At 64.8% G+C, this 18,903-nt stretch carries 17 protein-coding genes; 8 read left to right on the top strand and 9 right to left on the bottom strand.

What is annotated here, in order from left to right:
- Nucleotides 1-10 precede the first annotated feature (10 nt).
- From LY622_RS12770 to LY622_RS12760, 3 genes are all read right to left on the bottom strand, one after another.
- A complete protein-coding gene (locus LY622_RS12770) occupies nt 11-691 on the bottom strand; it encodes a phosphate signaling complex PhoU family protein (RefSeq protein WP_234291240.1) in 681 nt (226 codons plus the stop codon).
- Between the two features lie 26 nt (nt 692-717).
- The gene (locus LY622_RS12765; protein ID WP_234291239.1) at nt 718-1,926 is read right to left on the bottom strand and encodes a Na/Pi symporter; all 1,209 of its coding nucleotides are present in this window, start codon (nt 1,924-1,926) and stop codon (nt 718-720) included.
- A 149-nt stretch (nt 1,927-2,075) separates the two neighbouring features.
- Nucleotides 2,076-2,513 carry a nucleoside deaminase gene (locus LY622_RS12760; RefSeq protein ID WP_234291238.1) on the bottom strand — a complete coding sequence of 146 codons (438 nt, stop codon included), beginning with the start codon at nt 2,511-2,513 and terminating at the stop codon, nt 2,076-2,078.
- 162 nt (nt 2,514-2,675) lie between these two features.
- Between LY622_RS12760 and LY622_RS12755 the strand changes: the two genes are divergently transcribed.
- A complete protein-coding gene (locus LY622_RS12755; RefSeq protein ID WP_234291237.1) occupies nt 2,676-3,269 on the top strand; it encodes an NADPH-dependent FMN reductase in 594 nt (197 codons plus the stop codon).
- A gap of 37 nt (nt 3,270-3,306) precedes the next feature.
- On the opposite strand, the gene LY622_RS12750 is transcribed toward LY622_RS12755, so the two are convergent.
- A complete protein-coding gene (locus tag LY622_RS12750; protein WP_234291236.1) occupies nt 3,307-3,840 on the bottom strand; it encodes a hypothetical protein in 534 nt (177 codons plus the stop codon).
- Between the two features lie 309 nt (nt 3,841-4,149).
- Between LY622_RS12750 and LY622_RS12745 the strand changes: the two genes are divergently transcribed.
- The 6 genes from LY622_RS12745 (at nt 4,150) to phoR (ending at nt 12,246) form a co-directional block, all read left to right on the top strand.
- The gene (locus LY622_RS12745; RefSeq protein WP_234291235.1) at nt 4,150-5,118 is read left to right on the top strand and encodes a PstS family phosphate ABC transporter substrate-binding protein; all 969 of its coding nucleotides are present in this window, start codon (nt 4,150-4,152) and stop codon (nt 5,116-5,118) included.
- A gap of 141 nt (nt 5,119-5,259) precedes the next feature.
- Complete coding sequence (locus LY622_RS12740) at nt 5,260-7,563, top strand: ABC transporter permease subunit (protein WP_234291234.1); 2,304 nt, start codon at nt 5,260-5,262, stop codon at nt 7,561-7,563.
- Between the two features lie 13 nt (nt 7,564-7,576).
- On the top strand, nt 7,577-9,253 hold the full coding sequence (gene pstA, locus LY622_RS12735; RefSeq protein ID WP_305038584.1) for a phosphate ABC transporter permease PstA: 1,677 nt from the start codon (nt 7,577-7,579) through the stop codon (nt 9,251-9,253).
- A gap of 117 nt (nt 9,254-9,370) precedes the next feature.
- Nucleotides 9,371-10,129 carry a phosphate ABC transporter ATP-binding protein PstB gene (gene pstB / locus LY622_RS12730; RefSeq protein ID WP_439649591.1) on the top strand — a complete coding sequence of 253 codons (759 nt, stop codon included), beginning with the start codon at nt 9,371-9,373 and terminating at the stop codon, nt 10,127-10,129.
- A gap of 118 nt (nt 10,130-10,247) precedes the next feature.
- Nucleotides 10,248-10,937 (top strand): phosphate regulon transcriptional regulator PhoB, encoded by a 690-nt coding sequence (gene phoB, locus LY622_RS12725; RefSeq protein WP_234283256.1) that lies wholly within the window; start codon nt 10,248-10,250, stop codon nt 10,935-10,937.
- Nucleotide 10,938: 1 nt separating this feature from the next.
- The gene (phoR, locus tag LY622_RS12720) at nt 10,939-12,246 is read left to right on the top strand and encodes a phosphate regulon sensor histidine kinase PhoR (protein ID WP_234291232.1); all 1,308 of its coding nucleotides are present in this window, start codon (nt 10,939-10,941) and stop codon (nt 12,244-12,246) included.
- Here phoR and phoU read toward each other — a convergent pair.
- Genes phoU through LY622_RS12695 form a run of 5 tightly spaced genes read right to left on the bottom strand, consistent with a single transcriptional unit; the run spans nt 12,230 to nt 17,574 of the window.
- Nucleotides 12,230-12,958, bottom strand: a complete 729-nt coding sequence (gene phoU / locus LY622_RS12715; protein ID WP_066451271.1) for a phosphate signaling complex protein PhoU — start codon at nt 12,956-12,958, stop codon at nt 12,230-12,232. The two genes, phoR and phoU, sit on opposite strands and share 17 nt — an antisense overlap.
- Before the next feature lie 25 nt (nt 12,959-12,983).
- Entirely contained in the window at nt 12,984-13,841 is an 858-nt protein-coding gene (gene pstB / locus LY622_RS12710) for a phosphate ABC transporter ATP-binding protein PstB (RefSeq protein ID WP_255762574.1), read from the bottom strand.
- A gap of 19 nt (nt 13,842-13,860) precedes the next feature.
- Entirely contained in the window at nt 13,861-15,444 is a 1,584-nt protein-coding gene (pstA, locus tag LY622_RS12705) for a phosphate ABC transporter permease PstA (RefSeq protein ID WP_234291231.1), read from the bottom strand.
- Nucleotides 15,441-16,574 carry an ABC transporter permease subunit gene (locus LY622_RS12700; protein WP_234291230.1) on the bottom strand — a complete coding sequence of 378 codons (1,134 nt, stop codon included), beginning with the start codon at nt 16,572-16,574 and terminating at the stop codon, nt 15,441-15,443. The genes pstA (LY622_RS12705) and LY622_RS12700 overlap by 4 nt, the downstream gene beginning before the upstream one ends.
- 43 nt (nt 16,575-16,617) lie before the next feature.
- Nucleotides 16,618-17,574: a PstS family phosphate ABC transporter substrate-binding protein gene (locus LY622_RS12695; protein WP_439649590.1), complete on the bottom strand. Its 957-nt coding sequence runs from the start codon at nt 17,572-17,574 to the stop codon at nt 16,618-16,620.
- Between the two features lie 305 nt (nt 17,575-17,879).
- On the opposite strand from LY622_RS12695, the gene LY622_RS12690 reads away from it, so the two are divergent.
- Complete coding sequence (locus LY622_RS12690) at nt 17,880-18,824, top strand: 2-dehydropantoate 2-reductase (protein ID WP_234291228.1); 945 nt, start codon at nt 17,880-17,882, stop codon at nt 18,822-18,824.
- The last annotated feature ends 79 nt before the right edge of the window (nt 18,825-18,903 follow it).

Below are 18,903 nucleotides of genomic sequence, written 5' to 3'. Positions count from 1 at the left end.
CCCTGCCCGCTCAGCCGTCGTCGTCGGCCTCGGAATAGAAATCCAGGTCTTCCAGCCTTCCCAGAACGGCCGTGGCAATATTGGCCAAGTGAGCGGCCACGCGCTTGTAATGCCGCGCCAGCAGCGAATAGGCCACCGCCTCGTGAAACTCGATCTGAAGCTCATCGCGAAACAGCTCCTCGATCAGGCGATCGCTGCGCTGACGTACCTCCACCGCCTTGGAGAGCGCCTGGCGGGCCTGCTGCTCGTCGGAATTCCGCGTCGCCTTGATCACCTTGTCGAACATGCCGCCCATCTCTAGCGCCATGTTATCGAGCGGCTCCTGGTACTTGGGCACATGGAAGCCTTCGCTGTAGAAATGCCCCACCTCGAAGACATTCTTGCAGTAGTCCCCGATGCGCTCGGCATCCTTGGCCACGCTCATCAAGGCCAGGCAAATGGCGACATCATGTCCGGGATTGACGGTCAGGTGACGCAGCACCTTCCGGCGAATCGAGCGCTCCAGCTCGTTGATTGCCCGGTCGCGGTCATAGAGCGGCTGGCGCACCTCATCGGCCGATGCCTTGCTGTGCAGGACCTCGTTGGCGCGGTCGAACATCCAGGCACCGTGCTTGAGCATCTGGGTCAGATCCTCGAAGGCCAGATTGAGCGTGTTTTCCGAGGTCAGGGCGCTGTATAGCTGTCGAAACATGGCAGAAATCTCCTGAGTCGCCGCGCTCAGCGCAGGCTCGTGAACAGTTCAGTGGCACCGATCCCCAGCAGCGGTATCACCAGGAATACGCCGATCAGGAAGACGAAGGCGTAGCGGGTCTGCCGCGCCGCCAGCCGGCCATACCAGATAGCAATCCGAAGCGGGATATAGCGCAGCGGGTACCAGATGGCGGTGCCGGTCAAATTGAAGATGACATGGAACAGGGCCACGGTCATCGCGGCGGCCACAGGATTCGCCGTGGCGGCCAGCACACTCGTAATCGTAGTACCCAGGTTGGCCCCCATCATGAAGGGCAGCACGCGACGCAGGCGAACCACGCCGGCGCCGGCCAGCGGTACCATCAGGCTGCTGGTGATGGTGCTGGACTGGACCAGGATGGTGGAGACCAGGCCGACACCGTAGGCACGCACATCGCTGCGAAAGAAGTAGGTACGAAACAGGCCGTCCATGTGGCGTAGCAGCGCGCCGCGCAGGTTCTGCACCATGAAGATCAGCGCGGCGAACATCAGCAGCATGCCGAGACCGGCCACCAGCAGCCCCTGGGAAGCGGGGGCCGTCGTCAGGAGGGAAGCGATACCGTTGGCGGCATCGACCACCGGCGCGGTGATCACCTTGATCGGGCTGTTGGGTCGCGCCACCTCTTCCAGGCCGATCAGGTCGGCCAGCCAGCCCGCCATCCGGGTGAAGATCCCCCTTCCGGCCTCGTGAAAGAGGCCGCTGAGCAACTCCAGGGGAAAGACGATCGCCACGGTAAGGATGTTGAAGAAGTCGTGCATCAATGCCGCCGTGAACGAGCGGCGGAAATTGCGCTTGATCCGCACGTTGGCCAACGCCACGATCACCCCGGTGACCGCCGTCCCGATATTGGCCCCCATGATGGCGAACACCGCCGTGCCCAGCGTCATCTCGCCGCTGGCGACCAGCGTCACGATCAGCGCCGAGGTGAAGGACGAACTCTGCACGATCATGGTGACCAGCACACCGGCCAACAGGGCGATGAAGGGGTTCTCGCCGTAGGCGAAGAGCTGGGTCAGGAAATCGCTGGCCCTGCCAAAGGTTCCCAGCCCCGAGCCGAGTACGTTCAGCGCCGCCAGGAAGAAATAGAGACAGAGACCGGCGTAGATGCCGCGCAGCCAGGCCGGTACCTCACGAATCTGCTCGCGGGTGAGAGCCGCTCGGTTCGTGTCGGGAATAGAGGAATCTGGTTTCGACATGAAAAGGCCGTTGAAAGGTTACACGTTCAGGATGACGGGCATGTGACACCCACGTTACTGTCCGCGCACGGTAACCGGGACATGTGACAGTTTCATGACAGCCAGGCACATCGCCTCGCCGGCATGGGTCCGCCTTCCGGTACGGTGCGCTACTCCCCGATGTCTTCGTTCCAGAGTTCGGGCGATGCCTCGATGAAATCGGACATCATGTCGATGCAGGCCTGCGACTGCAGCACCGCGACGTCGACGCCCCGAGAGCGCAACAACGCCTCTTCACCCATGAAGGTCCGGTTCTCGCCAATGACCACCCGGGGAATGCCGTAGAGCAGGATGGCGCCACTGCACATCGGGCAGGGTGACAGCGTCGTATAGAGCACGCAATCCCGATACACTGAGGCTGGCTGGCGCCCCGCATTCTCCAGGGCATCCATCTCGCCATGCAACACCGTGCTGCCCGACTGCACCCGCCGGTTATGGCCCCGCCCCAGGATGCGTCCACGGTAGACCAGTACCGAGCCGATGGGGATACCCCCTTCCGCCAGGCCCCGACGAGCTTCATCCAGGGCAGCTTGCATATACTTGTCCATGGAAGGCTGACTCCAAGTCCATGAGATGGGAAAACGCCGATCGCCGCGTGACCATAGCAAAACAGCGGCAACTCTGCGCGGTGACCGGCCGGCGAAGCGCAGAGTGTAGCAACCTGCCGGCCGGGCTCATCCAAATGACGAAATGGCCCAGGGAGATCCAAGATGTCAGACCAGACCACCGCAGCTCGAATCCTGGTATTCGCCGGAAGCACCCGGGAAGCGTCCTTCAACAAGCGGCTGGCCCGCCTGGGTGCCCGCCGCCTGGACGCGCTGGGCGCCGAGGCCACCTTTATCGACCTGCGCGACTATCCGATGCCGCTCTACCAAGGCGACCTGGAGGCCGAACATGGCCTGCCCGAAAACGCGCTGGCCCTGCGCAAGCTGCTGGCCGAGCATCGGGGCCTGCTGATCGCCTCCCCGGAGTACAACGGCTTTATTACCCCATTGATGAAGAACACCATCGACTGGATCTCGCGTCCCCATGAAGGCGAGAGCGGCCTCAAGCTGTTCGCGGGCCGGGTCGCAGCGCTGCTCGCAGCCTCGCCCGGTGGACTGGGCGGCATGCGCAGCCTGGCGCTGATGCGCCAACTGCTGAGCAATGTCGGGGTGACGGTACTCCCGGACCAGCTGGCCGTGGCCAAGGCGGGTGACGCCTTCGATGACCGCGGGGCCCTGACCGACGAAAGCCAGCAGCAGAAACTGGACGCCATCTGCCAGCGTCTCGCCGAGACAACGAGGCTGTTCGACCGGGCATGAGCGAGTCCGCGCGTAGCTCTGGCAAAGCCAGCAGCAGCTACTCCCAGCGCCAGCCGTGCCGCTGCCACCATGCCAGCGCTATTTCGCGGTTCTCGCGGTTGGTAGCTTCCGTCAGCACCGTACCCAGTTGGATGTAGTCGCCCCCCGTCGCCGCCAGGAGTGCAGGGTCCTGGGTGGCCAGCTGTAGCGCGTAGAGCACCAGCATCAGCTCATAGGCATCGGTAGTATCAATCAGGCCGAACAGCAGCGGCACGGCCGGCTCACCGATCTGCCCAAGCCGCTCCGCGGCGATATACCAGACCCGCGGATGCTCGTCGCCCCCATAGGTGTCGATGAAGCGCCGATCCGCCAGCCGGCTGACGTAGTAATGCGCCTCATCCTGCTCGGTGGCGAACAGGGCCGGCAGCCAGTAGCGATCTTCCCGTGCCGTGCCGCTTGGGGGCGGTTCGGCTTGGGAGGAAGGCGGCGGTGCCTCCGCCTGCGGTGGTGGCGGCTCGGAACGCCCGGCACAGCCAGCGGCCAACAGCGCGGTCAGCAAGCCCAGGCCGGCGAAAAGCGTGCGAATTGACATAGTGCCCCTTCTCCCTACGTTCGGCATGTCATTGCCGGTAACTTTCAAGCCGGCCACCGCCCCTCCCTGCCGGTAGAAGAGGGACGAAACCAGCCGGATTCTATCGCGGTCGCGGCAAACCGCACAGCACTTCACGGGCACTGACGAGCGCTTGCCGTTACACAGGGCTGTCACAGAAGGTTCATCAAACCCCCGGCTTTTGTCACCGAAGTGTCATCCGCTCTCCCTATAGTCGCAGCCATCGGTCATCGCGAATGTGATCGAGATTCCAAGCTGGATGCCAACGCTGCGAAATAGTGGAGAGAAAAAATGAAACTGAAGGTAATGGCTGCTGCCGTCATTGGCGCCTCGTTCATTTCGATGCCTGTCCTGGCGAATGTCGATCCCGATCTGCCCGAGTATGAGCGGGTCAGCGGTATCTCCGGCAACATGACCAGCATCGGCTCGGACTCCCTGAACAATCTGATGACCCTGTGGGCCGAAGAGTTCGCCGGCTTCTATCCCAACGTCAATATCCAGATCCAGGGCGCTGGCTCCTCCACCGCGCCGCCGGCCCTGGCCGAGGGTACCGCCAACTTCGGGCCAATGAGCCGCGAGATGCGCGCCTCCGAGATCGCCGAGTTCGAAGAGCGCTACGGTTATCCGCCGACCATGGTGCCGGTGGCCATCGATGCCCTGGCGGTCTATGTCAACCAGGACAACCCCATCGAGAGCCTGAGCATTCCGCAAGTCGATGCGATCTTCTCCGAAACTCGCCGCTGCGGCTACGACGAGGACATCACCCGCTGGGGACAGCTGGGCCTGGACGGCGCCTGGGAGAACCGTGACTTTACCCTCTATAGCCGTAACGCTGTCTCCGGCACCTACGGATACTTCAAGGAAAACGCGCTGTGCGGCGGTGACTTCAAGGCCTCGATCAACGAGCAGCCAGGTTCAGCCTCGGTGGTGCAGGGTGTCAGCGAGTCGGTCAACGGCATCGGCTACTCCGGCATCGGCTACATGACCTCTCAGGTGCGTGCCGTGCCGCTGTCCCGGGAAGACGGTGGTGAAGCCTTCGACGTTTCTGCTGAGAACGCTGTATCCGGGGATTATCCGCTGGCCCGCTTCCTGATGGTCTACGTCAACAAGCATCCCAACGAGGATCTGGCACCGCAGCAGGCCGAGTTCCTGCGCATGGTGCTCTCCAAGGAAGGGCAGGAAGTCACCCATCGTGACGGCTACATCCCGCTGCCCGAGGCGGTTGCCAGTCGCGTGCGCGGTGAACTGGGCCTCGACTGATCCGGGTGATCGAGCGGGCCATACAAGGGGCGCTTCGGCGCCCCTTTTACTTGGATGTCAGCCAGGGTTGTCACGGTTCTGTCATCTATGCCCCTTACGCTTGCCCTACCCTTTCGCACTCGCCGGGACTGCCAATCCATCATGAATGACATTTCCCAGTCACCTGAACGTCGACAGATCGCCCCGGGTGGCAGCCGCTCGCTGCTACCTTCACCCGATCAAAGAGAGAGGCTGCGCAAGCGGCGCGCCTTCAAGGATCACTTCTCTCGCTACGGAATCGGCATCGCCGGGATCGGCGTGGTCGCCGCCCTGGCGATGATCTTCGTCTACCTGTTCTCTGAAGTGGCTCCGATGTTCCGGTCCGCCTCCGTCAGCCCTCAAGCCAGCTACAACGCGCCCGGCGTCGACGCAGACGACGAGCTCGTACACCTTGCCTTGGAGCGCTACAACATACTGGGCTCCAGTTTTTCGCGCTCGGGACGCGCCACTTTCTTCGAGATCGCCGACGGTGACGTACGCGCCAGCTTCGAACTGCCGACGCCTGATGGTGCCGAAGTCTCGGCGGTCGGCGTCGGTGCACCGCGTTCGCAGTCGATCGCCTACGGCTTTGATAACGGTCAGGTGGCGCTGGGGGTGGTCGAGTACGAGATGACCTTTCCCGACAACCAGCGACATATCGAGCCGAAGCTGACTCAGCCACTGGGCGATGAACCAATCACCCTCGATGAGCAAGGCCGAGCGCTGAGCGTGATCGGCGTACAGGTCAGTGACCGTGGCAGCTACATTGCTGGTGCTACCGACGATGGTCGGCTGCTGGTCGCCTCCTTCGATACCCGCCAGAACCTGATGACCGGTGAGGTCACAGTGGAGCAGACCGTGGTGGAGTTGCCGGGCATCGAGGGCGAGCCGCAGCAAATCCTTATCGACGGCCGCTTTCGCCACCTCTATGTCTCAGACGAACGCGGCTATATCCACCACTTCGATATCAGCAACCTGAATAACGTCGAGTACGTCGAGGCGGTGCAGGTCACCGACAGCGGGTATGTCTCGAGCATGGCCTACCTCAACGGCACGGTGTCAGTGATTGCCGGCACCAGCGAAGGGGAGCTGAGCCAGTGGATCCCGGTGCGCGATAGCCACAATGCATATAGCCTTGTGCGCATTCGCGACTTTGCGAGCTATAACGGCGCGATTCGGCATATTCAGCCGGAGTATATCCGCCGCGGTTTCCTGGTCGGCGATGACCGGGGCAACGTGGGCATTCATTACACCACCTCCGGCCGCGATCTGTTCCAGTCGTCGTTAAGCGATCAAGCGATTCGCATGACCGCCATCTCGCCATCCAATAACCTGGCCCTGATCACCGATCAAGGCAACCAGCTGCAGGTGGCCGAAGTCAGCAACCCGCATCCGGAAATATCCTTCTCGGCACTGTGGAACAAGGTCTGGTACGAGGGGCGCAGCGAGCCGCGCCATGTCTGGCAGGCTTCGTCGGGCAGCAACGAATTCGAGCCCAAGATGAGCCTGATGCCGCTCACCGTCGGCACCCTCAAGGCGGCCTTCTACGCCATGCTGTTCGCCACCCCGCTGGCGCTGATGGGAGCGGTCTACACGGCCTACTTCATGACCCCCAGACTTCGCGGCAAGGTCAAGCCGACCATCGAGATCATGGAGGCACTGCCGACGGTGATCCTCGGCTTCCTGGCCGGCCTGTGGCTTGCCCCCTTCATCGAGGGCAGCCTGCCTGCCGTGTTCAGCATCCTGATCTTCATGCCGCTGGCGATGCTGGCCACTGCCTATGCCTGGAGCCGGCTGCCGGAGAACCTGCGCAATGCGATTCCCGATGGCTGGGAAGCAGTGCTGCTGTTACCCACGATCTTGCTGGTGGGCTGGCTGAGCGTGGCCATGAGCCCCTATCTCGAGATCTGGCTGTTCGACGGCAGCATGCGCCAGTGGCTGACCAATATCGGCATCAACTACGACCAGCGCAATGCCCTGGTGGTGGGCATCGCCATGGGCTTCGCGGTGATCCCGACGATCTTCTCGATCGCCGAGGACGCGGTATTCAACGTGCCGCGCCACCTGACCCAGGGCTCGCTGGCACTGGGGGCCACCCGCTGGCAGACGGTGATGGGCGTGGTGTTGCCCACCGCCAGCCCCGGGATGTTTTCGGCGGTGATGATGGGCTTCGGCCGTGCGGTGGGCGAGACCATGATCGTACTGATGGCTACCGGCAACAGCCCGATCATGAACTTCAACATCTTCGAGGGCATGCGCACCCTATCGGCGAATATCGCCGTGGAGCTGCCGGAAACGGCAGTGGGGTCGAGCCACTTCCGCGTGCTGTTCCTTGCCGCCTTGGTGCTGCTGGGATTTACCTTCGTGATCAATACCGCTGCCGAGATCGTTCGTCAGCGCCTGCGCAAGCGCTACAGCAGCCTCTAACCCGGAGATGAAGATGAAACAGTGGTTCAAGAGCGGTGCGCCCTGGATCTGGCTGAACGGTGGAGCCGTGGCCCTGTGCATGGTCATGGTCCTGGGGCTGCTGGGGCTGATCGCGGTGCGCGGGTTCAGCCACTTCTGGCCGGCCGAGATCGTCGAGTTTCGCGTCGGCAACGACAGCATCGGCCAGGGCCAGCAGGTCGTCGGTCAACATGTGCGCTCCCAAACCATTCCGGTCCAGGTGGCGCGGGATGCCGGCATCGCCGTGCCGCCTGATCTAGGCGAGGACGAACTGGTCACTCGTCACCTGATCAAGCAGGGCAACCGCGACGTCACCGGTCGCGATTTTGCCTGGTACCCCGAGATCCAGATGACCGAGTGGATGGCCCCCCCGGATGTCATAATGCTCGAGCGCCGTGAATGGGGCGATTTCTACGGCTTCCCGAGGCGCTTGCTCGAGGATGGCGAGGTGGTGGCAGAGGGCGACGGTCTGTGGGATGCCCTGCAGGAGCGGGTGGCGCGCAGTAATGCACTGTTCCGCGAGATCCGCCGTATCGAGCGCCGCGATGTCGGTATCATCAGCGAGCGCATGGAGGAGCTACGACTTCAGGAGCGTGGCCTGCAGCGCGACCCCGATATCGATGAAGCGGTGCTCGCCGATCGCCTGGATGCCATGCATGCCGAGCGTGAGGTGCTGGAATCGGAGTTCCGGGTATTGCGTGCCGAACTCGATGAGCTGCATGCCGCCAACCGCCGAGACACCTTGGTGGCAATGATCGCAGGCGGCGAGGAAGTCGAGATATCGGTAGGCGATATCGTGCGCGCCACCAAGAACAATGACATGTCGCTGGCCAGCAAACTTCGGGAATATATGTACCGCTTCTGGCATTTCGTCAGCGGCGAACCGCGCGAAGCGAATACCGAGGGCGGCATCTTCCCCGCGATCTTCGGCACCGTGACCATGGTACTGCTGATGTCGCTGATCGTCAGTCCCTTCGGCGTACTGGCAGCCATTTACTTGCGCGAGTATGCGAAGCAGGGGCCGCTGCTCAAGTTGATCCGGATCTCGGTCTACAACCTCGCCGGGGTACCGTCGATCGTCTATGGCGTGTTCGGCCTGGGTTTCTTCGTCTACACCCTGGGCGGCTCCCTCGATGAGCTGTTCTATTCCGACCGCCTGCCCTCGCCCACCTTCGGCTCACCGGCGCTGATCTGGGCCTCGCTGACCCTGGCGCTGCTGACCCTGCCGGTGGTGATCGTCTCCACCGAGGAGGGCCTGGCGCGGATTCCCTCCTCGGTGCGCCAGGGCAGCCTGGCCCTGGGTGCCACCAAGTCCGAGACGCTGTGGAAGGTGGTGGTGCCGCTGGCCACCCCGGCGATGATGACCGGCATGATCCTGGCCATTGCCCGGGCGGCGGGCGAGGTGGCGCCGCTGATGCTGGTGGGCGTCGTCAAGCTGGCGCCGACGCTGCCGGTGGACGGGACTTTCCCATTCGTGCACCTGGACCGCCAGATCATGCACCTGGGCTTTCACATCTACGATGTCGGCTTCCAGAGCCCCAACGTCGAGGCCGCGCGGCCGCTGGTCTATGCCACGGCATTGATACTGGTGATCCTGATCATCGTGCTCAACATGACGGCAATCAGCGTGCGCAACCGACTGCGCGAACGCTACCGCGCCGCGTCCGATTGACGCCAACCCGACTGCATGGCGGCGGCCTGGGCCGTTGCCACAACACCCAAGAGGTGAGAGATGACTACCATGACGTCAGCCATGACCACCGCCAGCCATCGTGACGCCATGCTCGGCATGGGCAAGACCACCTTCAAGGTGCGCGACCTCAACCTGTTCTACGGTAAGGATCAGGCGCTCAAGGGCATCGACCTTAATATCCCGGCCAACAAGGTGACCGCCTTTATCGGCCCCTCGGGCTGCGGCAAGTCGACCCTGCTGCGCTGCTTCAACCGCATGAACGACCTGGTCGATATCTGCCGCATCGAGGGCGAGATCCTGCTCGACGGCGAGAATATCTACGCCCGCGGCGTGGATGTCGCCGAGCTGCGCCGCAAGGTGGGCATGGTGTTCCAGAAGCCCAATCCCTTTCCCAAATCGATCTACGAGAACGTCGCCTACGGCCTGCGCCTGCAGGGCGTCAACAACAAGTCGGTGCTCGATGAGGTGGTGGAGCGCTCGCTGCGCGGTGCGGCGCTGTGGGACGAGGTCAAGGACCGGCTCGGCGACAACGCCTTCGGACTCTCCGGCGGCCAGCAGCAGCGCCTGGTGATCGCCCGGGCCATCGCCATCGAGCCGGAGGTGATCCTGCTCGACGAACCGGCCTCGGCGCTGGACCCGATCTCGACGCTGAAGATCGAGGAGCTGATCCACGAGCTCAAGGAGCAGTACACCATCCTCATCGTCACCCACAACATGCAGCAGGCGGCGAGGGTCTCCGACTACACCGCCTTCATGTACCTCGGCGACCTGGTCGAGTTCGGTGAGACCAACACCATCTTCACCGAGCCGGAGAAGAAGCAGACCGAGGATTACATCACCGGACGCTATGGATGATGCCGGCACCCACCGTCGTCACTTCCACCGGGTCGCCGGGTGCGATAGCGCTGTCATCGGAATGACATGATATCGTGCTGTTATCGTCATCGACCCGCTACTGAGCTAGAGGCCCCGAATGACAGCCAAGACCGTTCTGATCGTCGATGATGAAGCGCCGATCCGCGAAATGATCGCCGTGGCCCTGGAAATGGCCGACTACCGGGTGCTCGAGGCCGACAACGCCCAGACCGCCCACGCCATGGTCGTCGACCACCAACCCGACCTGCTGCTGCTCGACTGGATGATGCCCGGCACCAGTGGGATCGAGCTGGCCCGTCGCCTCAAGCGCGAGACCGCCACCAGCGAGCTGCCAATCATCCTGCTCACCGCCAAGGGCGAGGAGGACAACAAGATCCTGGGGCTCGAGGCCGGCGCCGACGACTACATCACCAAGCCCTTCTCGCCGCGGGAACTGGTGGCCCGGCTCAAGGCCGTGCTGCGCCGTTCCACCCCGAAGGGGGTGGAAGACCTTGTCGAGGTCGAGGGGCTGCAGCTCGACCCGGTCAGCCACCGGGTCAGCGCCAACGGCAAGTCGCTGGAAATCGGACCCACCGAGTACCGCCTGCTGCAGTTCTTCATGACCCACCAGGAACGAGCCTATACCCGCGGCCAGCTGCTGGACCAGGTGTGGGGCGGCAATGTCTATGTCGAGGAGCGCACCGTGGACGTGCATATCCGTCGCCTGCGCAAGGCCCTGGGCGATGACCATCAGCATCTGATCCAGACCGTGCGTGGCACCGGCTACCGTTTTTCCATCAAGGTCTGACATGCGCCTATGGAGCCATGAAATCTGGCGGCTAGGGCTGATGGCCGGGGCCGGCGGCCTGATCGGCTGGTTCTTCTCGGCCTTCGGGCTCGGCCTTGCCGCCGGCATGGGCGTCTACCTCTACCGCCACCTGCGCCGGCTTCGCGCCCTTCACCGCTGGCTCACCCGCAACCCCCAGGCCGAGCCACCCGCCGCCAATGGCCTGTGGGGGGAGCTGTTCGATCGGCTCTACCGCTATCAGAAAGGCCAGCGCCATACCCAGGAACGGCTTCGCACCACGCTCAAGCGCATCCAGGAGTCCTCCGAAGCCATGCGCGACAGCGTGGTGATGCTCGACCAGCATGGCGACCTGGAGTGGTGGAACGGCGCCGCCGACCGCATGCTGGGCCTGCGCACCCACCAGGATCGCGGCCAGCACATCACCAACCTGGTGCGCGATCCGCGCTTCGTCGCCTACTTCAATGCCCGCGACTACCGTGACCCCCTGACGCTGCCCTCGCCCATCGACGAGCGGATGGTCCTGCAGATCCAGATCACCCTCTACGGTGACGACGAGCGCCTGTTGATGGCGCGGGACATCACGCGCCTGCATCGCCTGGAGCAGATGCGGCGCGACTTCGTCGCCAACGTCTCTCACGAACTGAGGACCCCGCTGACCGTGCTGGCCGGCTATCTCGAGACCTACGCCGACAACGCCGACCAGCTGCCACCCCGCCTCGCCCGCAGCCTCGCCCAGATGCAGGGGCAGACCACGCGCATGCAGAGCCTGGTCAACGACCTGCTGCTGCTGTCACGTCTGGAGCTCGAGCAGAGCGGTGACGACCACGCGCCGCTGGACATGAGCGAGCTGCTCGAGAGCGTCCGCCACGATGCCGCAGCGCTCGCCAACGGCCAGCAGCAGATCTCGGTGGAAATCGACGAGCAGCGGCCGCTGCTCGGCAGCGAACAGGAGATACGCAGTGCGGTATCGAACCTGGCCTACAACGCCGTGCGCTACACCCCGGCAGGCAGCCATATCGTCCTGCGCTGGAAGGCGTGCGGCCCAGGTGCCTGTATCGAGGTAGAAGACAACGGCGACGGCATCGACCCGGAGCATGTGCCCCGGCTCACCGAGCGCTTCTACCGGGTCGACAAGGGTAGAAGCACTGCCACCGGCGGCACCGGCCTGGGGCTGGCCATCGTCAAGCATGTGCTGCTGCGCCACGACGCCAACCTGGAGATCGATACGCGCCCCGGCCAGGGGGCGCTGTTCCGCTGCATCTTTCCCGAAGGGCGGCTGGTCTCACGGCGCCTCAACCACGACGCTTGAGCGCATCCTCATCGATCTGATCCGGGTCCATGTGACGAATATCCAGCCCCTTGACCAGGTAGATGACGTACTCCGCCAGGTTGTCGGCATGATCACCGACCCGCTCCAGGGCACGCAGTATCCACATCACGCTTAGCACCGGACCGATGGCGCGGTTGTCCTCCATCATGAAGGTCATCAGCGAGCGCATGGCGCTGCCGTATTCGTCGTCCACCGCCTCGTCCTCCCGCACCACCTGCAGCGCCAGCTCGGTATCGAAACGGGCGAAGGCGGTCAGCGCATCGCGTAGCATCTTGCGCACGTGCTCGCTGATGTGGCGAACTTCCACCAGTCCGCGCACGGTGGTGCCGCTTTCGATCAGGCTCAGGGCGTTGCGGGCGATCTTGCTCGCTTCGTCGCCGATCCGCTCCAGGTCCGCCGTGGCACGGATCACCGCCAGTACCAGGCGCAGGTCCGACGCCGCCGGCTGCCGGCGCGCCAGCACCCGGGTACACTCGTCGTCGATCTTGAGCTGCATGTCGTTGACCTGGCGATCTCTGTCGCGGACCTTCTCGGCCAGCCGGCTGTCGCCCTCGAGCAGGGCCCTGACCGCCTCCAGGACCTGGTTCTCGACCAACCCCCCCATGGTCATCAGGTGGGTCTTGAGCTCCTCCAGCTCCTGATTGAACTGCCGGGAGATATGCTGGCTATGGGTGTCGCTGGTAATGTCCATGTGACTCTCCTGATGAGCGTCGAGGTCAGGCCATACGGCCGGTGATGTAGTTTTCGGTGCGCGCCAGGCGCGGGTTGGTGAACAGACTGGCCGTGGGGGCGTACTCCACCAGTTCGCCGTCGTGGAGGAAGGCGGTATAGTCCGAAACCCGCGCCGCCTGCTGCATGTTGTGGGTGACCAGCACCAGGGTCAGCTGCGACTTCAGGCTGCGAATCAGCTCCTCGATCTTCAGCGTCGAGATCGGGTCCAGCGCCGAGGCCGGCTCGTCGAGCAGCAGAACCTCGGGGCGAACGGCCAGGGTCCTGGCGATCACCAGGCGCTGCTGCTGGCCGATGGAGAGCGACCAGGCCGAGGCACGCAGGCGATCCTTCACCTCATCCCACAGCGCCGCCGCCTCCAGCGCCCACTCGACGATGTCGTTCATCCGGCGCCGCGTCAGGCCGCCCTGCAGCCGGAGTCCGAAAGCCACGTTCTCGTAGATCGACATGGGAAACGGGTTGGGTGCCTGGAACACCATCCCCACCCGGCGCCGCAGCTCGTCCACCGCCACCTCGGGCGCATGGATCTCCTGTCCCTCCAGGCGGATGCTGCCCTGCCGACTCACCGCCTCGTTGAGGTCGTGGAGCCGGTTCAGGGCCCGCAGCAGGGTCGACTTGCCGCAGCCGGAGGGCCCGATGAAGGCCGTGACCCGGTGCCGCGGCACCCGCAGGGTCAGGTCGCGAAGCGCCGGCTTGCCGCCGTAGGCCAGGCTCAACCCCTCGACATCGAGACAGCTGACATCGGGGGCGAAATCGATGATCGGCCCCGCTGAGTTGGGGCGACCCGATTCCAGACGACTGGCATCCGATCGCTGGCTTGGCTGTGAGAGCGGCAGTTCGGGCATCGCTTGGCTCTATCCTCGGTCAGTGGCGCGACAGCGCACCGTGACGCGCCCTGAAATAATGGCGCAGAAATATTGCAGTCAGGTTAAGCACCACCACCACCAGAACCAGCAGCAGCGCGGTGGCATAGACCACCGGCATGGCCGCCTGGATATCGTCGCCATGGAACGCGGTATCGTAGACGTGATAGCCCAGGTGCATGAACTTGCGATCAAGATGCAGGAAGGGGAATTCGCCGTCCACCGGCACCTGTGGCGCCAGCTTGGCGACACCCACCAGCATCAGTGGCGCCACTTCGCCGGCGGCACGGGCGACGGCCAGGATCACGCCGGTCAGCATGGCGGGTACGGCCATGGGCAGCACCACCCGGGTCAGCATCTCAAGACGCGTGGCTCCCAGCGCCAGCGCGCCTTCCCGCTGGTGGTCGGGAATCCGCACCAGCCCCTCTTCGGTGGCCACGATCACCACCGGCAGGGTCAGCAGCGCCAGGGTCAGCGAGGCCCACAGCAGGCCCCCGGTGCCGAAGGTGGGCGACGGCAGCTCATCGCTGAAGAACCACTCATCGAGAGAGCCGCCAATCCCGTAGACGAAGACCCCGAGGCCAAACACGCCATAGACGATGGAGGGCACGCCGGCCAGGTTGCGTACCGCGATGCGTACCCAGTTCGTCAGTCGGCCCTGGTGGGCCACCTCGTTGAGGTAGACCGCCGCCAGCACGCCGAAAGGCGTGACCAGCAGCGACATCAGCATCACCATCAGCACGGTACCAAAGATTGCCGGCCATACGCCGCCGGCGGTATTCGCCGCCCGCGGCCCCTCGGAAAGGAAGCGCCACACGCCCCGCGACCAGGCGCCGATCTTTTCCGGCAGCGGCATGGCATTGGGCCGCCAGGCCCTGAGCACCTCGTCCAGGGTCAGGAGCAGTCGCCGGCCATCGGCGCTCTCCAGCACGACCACATCCCTCCGCATGCTCTCCTGAAGCCCACGAACCCGCTCGTTGGTCTCGGCCAGCCTGCGCTGCGCCGCCCCATCGCCGGGGTCCTTCTCGAGCCGGCGCACCAGCGGCTGGATCACGCCGTGCTGGAGGTCATCGCGCTCGCCACGCAGCGCATCGACCGCGGCTAGGCGCGCCTGGAGCGCTGCCCAGGCCGCTTCGCCGCCTGCGGCTGTCCGAGCCCCTGTCTGCCCCGCGGGTCGCACGTCGACCAGGCGGCCGATGAAGTCACCATGGCGCAGACGTTCCATGACCACAAGCTCACGGGGGCGGTCGCTTTCGACGATGCGGTCGACTTCTACCCACTGCCAGACATGGCCGTCGAGATCGCGATTGCCGGTAAAGTAGAGCCGCTCCCGGCCCCCGCTTGCGCCATCCGCTGCCGGCAGCGGCAGTTCGCGCACCGCACGGCCCGCGAACACCTGGCCATCGTCGAGTTCCACCAGCGACACTGATGCCGGCCAGAAGTGTGCGAGGCCGCGCACGGCGATCAGCGTCAGCAGTCCCCCGAGCAGCAGCAGCGACAGGGCCACGCTGCCGGCGGCCAGCCAGGCCCAGGCCCCCTCGCCCCGGGGCAGCCGGGCGCGCCTCGTCAACGCGGCCGGACTCATGACAGGTCTCCCAGCCGACGATAGCGGCGCCGCAGCCGGCTGCGCACCACCTCGGCCAGGGTATTGACCAGGAAGGTGAACAGGAACAGCAGCAGTGCCGCCAGGATCAGCAGCCGGTAGCTATCGCTGCCCGCTACCGCCTCGGGCAATTCGATGGCGATGCCCGCCGCCATGGAGCGCATCCCCTCCAGCGGGCTGAGGCTCATCAGTGCGGTATTACCGCTGGCCATCAGGACAATCATGGTCTCGCCCACGGCTCGTCCCGCGCCGATCATCACGGCGGCGAAAACGCCAGGCGCCGCCGCCGGCAGCACCACCTTCCACAGGGTCTGCCACCGGGTTGCCCCCATGGCCTGGGCGCCCTCTCCCAGGCTGCTCGGCACCCCCGACAGGGCGTCTTCCGCCAGGGCGTAGACACTGGGCATCACCGCAAAGCCCATGGCCAGGCCGACGATAAGGGCGTTACGACTGGCATAGTCGATGCCCAGCTCGGCATCCAGCCAGCCCCGCAGGTCACCGGCGAAGAGCCGTGCCTCCAGCCAGGGGACCAGTTCCAGCGCAGCCAGCCCCAGCATGGCCAGCCAGGGCACCAGCCATAGACCGGCCCAGGCCAGCGGCAGTCGCTGGCGTAGTGCAGGGCTCAGCCATCGCCAGGCGCCACCCGCCATCAGGATGCCCAGCGGCATCACCAGCAGCAGGGCGAAGGCCCCGGCCAGGTGGCGCTCCACCCAGGGGGCCAGCACCAGGCCCGCCACGAAGCCGATGACCACCCCGGGCAGGGCTTCCATCAGCTCCAGTGTGGGCTTGATCCGGCTGCGCAGCCCTGGAGACATATACACGGCGGAATGAATGGCCGCCCCCAGCGCCATGGGGACGGCGAATACCAGCGCCCAGAAGGCCGCCTTCAAGGTCCCCCAGGCCAGCGGCGACAGCGACAGGGTGATCTGCTCCTGGCCAAGTGCGCCGCTGAATAGTGACGGCACCACTTCAATCGCCAGGAAGGCGCCAATGGCCAGCACCGCCAGGATCACGCCGATACCCCCCGCCGCAATCAGCCCCGTCGCCAGGCGATCGAGCAGATGGCGCCGCGGAGACCGGTGTGCAGGAGAAGCGGGAAAGGGCTTGGTCATGAGCAGGAGAATATAACGGCTTGATGACAATTGGATGACAAGCTCACGGCGCCAGGCCGAGGTCATGCCGCTGGCGCGACAGTGTTGCTTCTGGCAAGGCCACGAAGCCCAGGGACGCTACCGTCTCCTGCCCCTGCGGGGAAAGCACCAGGTCGAGAATGGCCCGCTCCGGCGCCGGCAACACTTCGCCCGGGGGGAGGTTGAGGTAGAGATAGAGCGAGCGCCCCAGCGGATAGTCACCGCGTTGCACGCTCTCGGTGTCCGGGGTGTGCAGCGCTCCCTCGGCATCCACCAGGCCCAGTGCCTTGACCCCGGGGGTCAGGTGGTTGAGGCCGGCATAGCCGATGGCGTCGAGGCTTTCGGTGACCGCCGCCACTACGGCCGCCGAGCCGGGGTGCTCGTTCAGCCTGTGCCGATACTGGCCGCCGCACAGCGCACGCTGGCGGAACAGGCCATAGCTGCCCGATGCCAGGTTGCGGCCATGCAGCTCGATGCGCCGAGTGGGGAAGTCGAGGCCCAGCTGTTCCCAGCGATCAATGGCATGCTCGGCGCCACAGCGACGGGTACGCGAGAAGATCGCATCGAGCGCCTCCAGCGGGAGGACTTCGAGTGGATGATGGCGATGCACCACCACCGCCAGGGCATCGCGGGCCACCTCGACCTCAAGTGGCGGATAGCCGTGACGCGCCATGAACGCCTCGCGCTCCTCGCCGGTCATGCGGCGCGACATGGGGCCCAGCCGGGTGGTGCCGGCAGTCAATGCGGGTGGGGCACTGGCGGAACCGCTGGCCTGCAGTTGCAGGCGTACGCCGGGGTAATGGTGGGTGAGCTGTTCGCCCCAGCGCAGCATCAGCCCGGCCAGGGTATCGGAACCCACCGCACCCAGCGTTCCCGTGGGAATATCGTTACGCGCCTGCGCAAGCGGCTGGCCTTGGACAAACAGCAGGGCAAGGCAAGCCAGCGCAACCCGAAGGCCGAGCCGCCAAGGTGACAGTCGCATCAAGGCCAGCGTCACTTCTTCGTATCCTGCATTAATCGGCCACGCACCCTACACTCGAACAAGACGCCTCCTTCACTTTACAGGGTTTTACTGACGTAGCGCTGCCACTGCATCATCTGGCGCATGGAGTCCGGCAGCTCGTCCATGTCGCCCTTGAGGATATACCCTGCGGCACCAGCCTCGAAGGCCTCCCGGCCACGGAAAAAAATGGCCCATCGCCGATGGAACCGATTTCTGCATCGACGGACATTATCGCTATTCTGATAACCATACCCCCGAAACTTACTCCAATCGAAGGAGGCAGGATGAAATTCGCAATCATGGGCAGCGGTGGCGTCGGTGGCTACTTCGGGGCCCGACTGGCCGAAGCGGGCGAGGACGTGACCTTCATCGCCCGTGGCGAGCATCTGGCCGCCATCCGCCAGGATGGGCTGAGCGTCACCAGTATCAAGGGGGATGTCTCGATCAAGCCTGCCCAGGCCACCGACGACCCGGCCAGCGTCGGCGTGGTGGATTGCGTGATCGTGGCGGTGAAGGCGTGGCAGGTGCGCGAGGCGGCGGAAGCAATCCGCCCGATGATCGGCCCGCACACCATCGTGCTGCCGCTGGAGAACGGCGTGGAAGCCGCCGACACCCTGATCGATGTGCTGGGCTCGGCACCGGTGATCGACGGCCTGTGCGGCATCCTGGCCTGGCGCGAGGCCCCGGGGCATGTGCGTCACGCCGGGGTGGATCCCTTCGTGCGCTTCGGCGAGTGCGACAATCATGCCAGCGAGCGAATCAGCCAGCTCAAGGCCGTCTTCGATGGGGCCCGGGGTGTCAGCGCCGAGATCCCCGATGACATCAAGGTCGCCCAGTGGAGCAAGTTCCTGTTCATCTGCGCCATGAGCGGCATCGGCAGCATCACCCGCGCGCCCATCGGGGTGACGCGCCAGCTGCCGGAGACAAGGGCCATCATCGAACGCATGCTCGAGGAGATCGATGCCGTCGCCCGCGCCCACGGGGTGGGCTTCCCCGAGGACGCCGCCGTCCGTGCCATGCAGTTCATCGATGCCATGCCGGCGGAAAGCACCTCCTCCATGCAGCGCAACATCATGGCCGGTCAGCCCTCGGAGCTGGAGTCGCAGAACGGTGCCGTGGTGCGTCTCGGCCGCGCCGTGGGCGTCGCCACACCGACCCATGAGTTGATCCACGCCGTCCTGCTACCCCAGGAGCTCGCGGCTCGCGACGAAGCGGCGAGCGACCGATAGGCCGGTCCACGATGCCCCCTGTCCGACGGCCGTTCAGCAAGCCACTGGAATGAGCGCCACGGATGGCGGGGTCGCATTA

The sequence above is a fragment of the Halomonas alkalisoli genome (assembly GCF_021412585.1).
Taxonomy (GTDB): Bacteria; Pseudomonadota; Gammaproteobacteria; order Pseudomonadales; family Halomonadaceae; genus Halomonas; species Halomonas alkalisoli.
Note: the sequence above shows the minus strand (reverse complement) of the source record. Positions and strands in the feature narration are given on the sequence as shown.

Excerpts from the sequence above, each read along its gene's own strand:
- LY622_RS12770 (WP_234291240.1), bottom strand. The coding sequence starts at position 691 with ATGTTTCGACAGCTATACAGCGCCCTGACCTCGGAAAACACGCTCAAT.
- LY622_RS12765 (WP_234291239.1), bottom strand. The coding sequence starts at position 1,926 with ATGTCGAAACCAGATTCCTCTATTCCCGACACGAACCGAGCGGCTCTC.
- LY622_RS12760 (WP_234291238.1), bottom strand. The coding sequence starts at position 2,513 with ATGGACAAGTATATGCAAGCTGCCCTGGATGAAGCTCGTCGGGGCCTG.
- LY622_RS12755 (WP_234291237.1), top strand. The coding sequence starts at position 2,676 with ATGTCAGACCAGACCACCGCAGCTCGAATCCTGGTATTCGCCGGAAGC.
- LY622_RS12750 (WP_234291236.1), bottom strand. The coding sequence starts at position 3,840 with ATGTCAATTCGCACGCTTTTCGCCGGCCTGGGCTTGCTGACCGCGCTG.
- LY622_RS12745 (WP_234291235.1), top strand. The coding sequence starts at position 4,150 with ATGAAACTGAAGGTAATGGCTGCTGCCGTCATTGGCGCCTCGTTCATT.
- LY622_RS12740 (WP_234291234.1), top strand. The coding sequence starts at position 5,260 with ATGAATGACATTTCCCAGTCACCTGAACGTCGACAGATCGCCCCGGGT.
- pstA (WP_305038584.1), top strand. The coding sequence starts at position 7,577 with ATGAAACAGTGGTTCAAGAGCGGTGCGCCCTGGATCTGGCTGAACGGT.
- pstB (WP_439649591.1), top strand. The coding sequence starts at position 9,371 with ATGGGCAAGACCACCTTCAAGGTGCGCGACCTCAACCTGTTCTACGGT.
- phoB (WP_234283256.1), top strand. The coding sequence starts at position 10,248 with ATGACAGCCAAGACCGTTCTGATCGTCGATGATGAAGCGCCGATCCGC.
- phoR (WP_234291232.1), top strand. The coding sequence starts at position 10,939 with ATGCGCCTATGGAGCCATGAAATCTGGCGGCTAGGGCTGATGGCCGGG.
- phoU (WP_066451271.1), bottom strand. The coding sequence starts at position 12,958 with ATGGACATTACCAGCGACACCCATAGCCAGCATATCTCCCGGCAGTTC.
- pstB (WP_255762574.1), bottom strand. The coding sequence starts at position 13,841 with ATGCCCGAACTGCCGCTCTCACAGCCAAGCCAGCGATCGGATGCCAGT.
- pstA (WP_234291231.1), bottom strand. The coding sequence starts at position 15,444 with ATGAGTCCGGCCGCGTTGACGAGGCGCGCCCGGCTGCCCCGGGGCGAG.
- LY622_RS12700 (WP_234291230.1), bottom strand. The coding sequence starts at position 16,574 with ATGACCAAGCCCTTTCCCGCTTCTCCTGCACACCGGTCTCCGCGGCGC.
- LY622_RS12695 (WP_439649590.1), bottom strand. The coding sequence starts at position 17,574 with ATGCGACTGTCACCTTGGCGGCTCGGCCTTCGGGTTGCGCTGGCTTGC.
- LY622_RS12690 (WP_234291228.1), top strand. The coding sequence starts at position 17,880 with ATGAAATTCGCAATCATGGGCAGCGGTGGCGTCGGTGGCTACTTCGGG.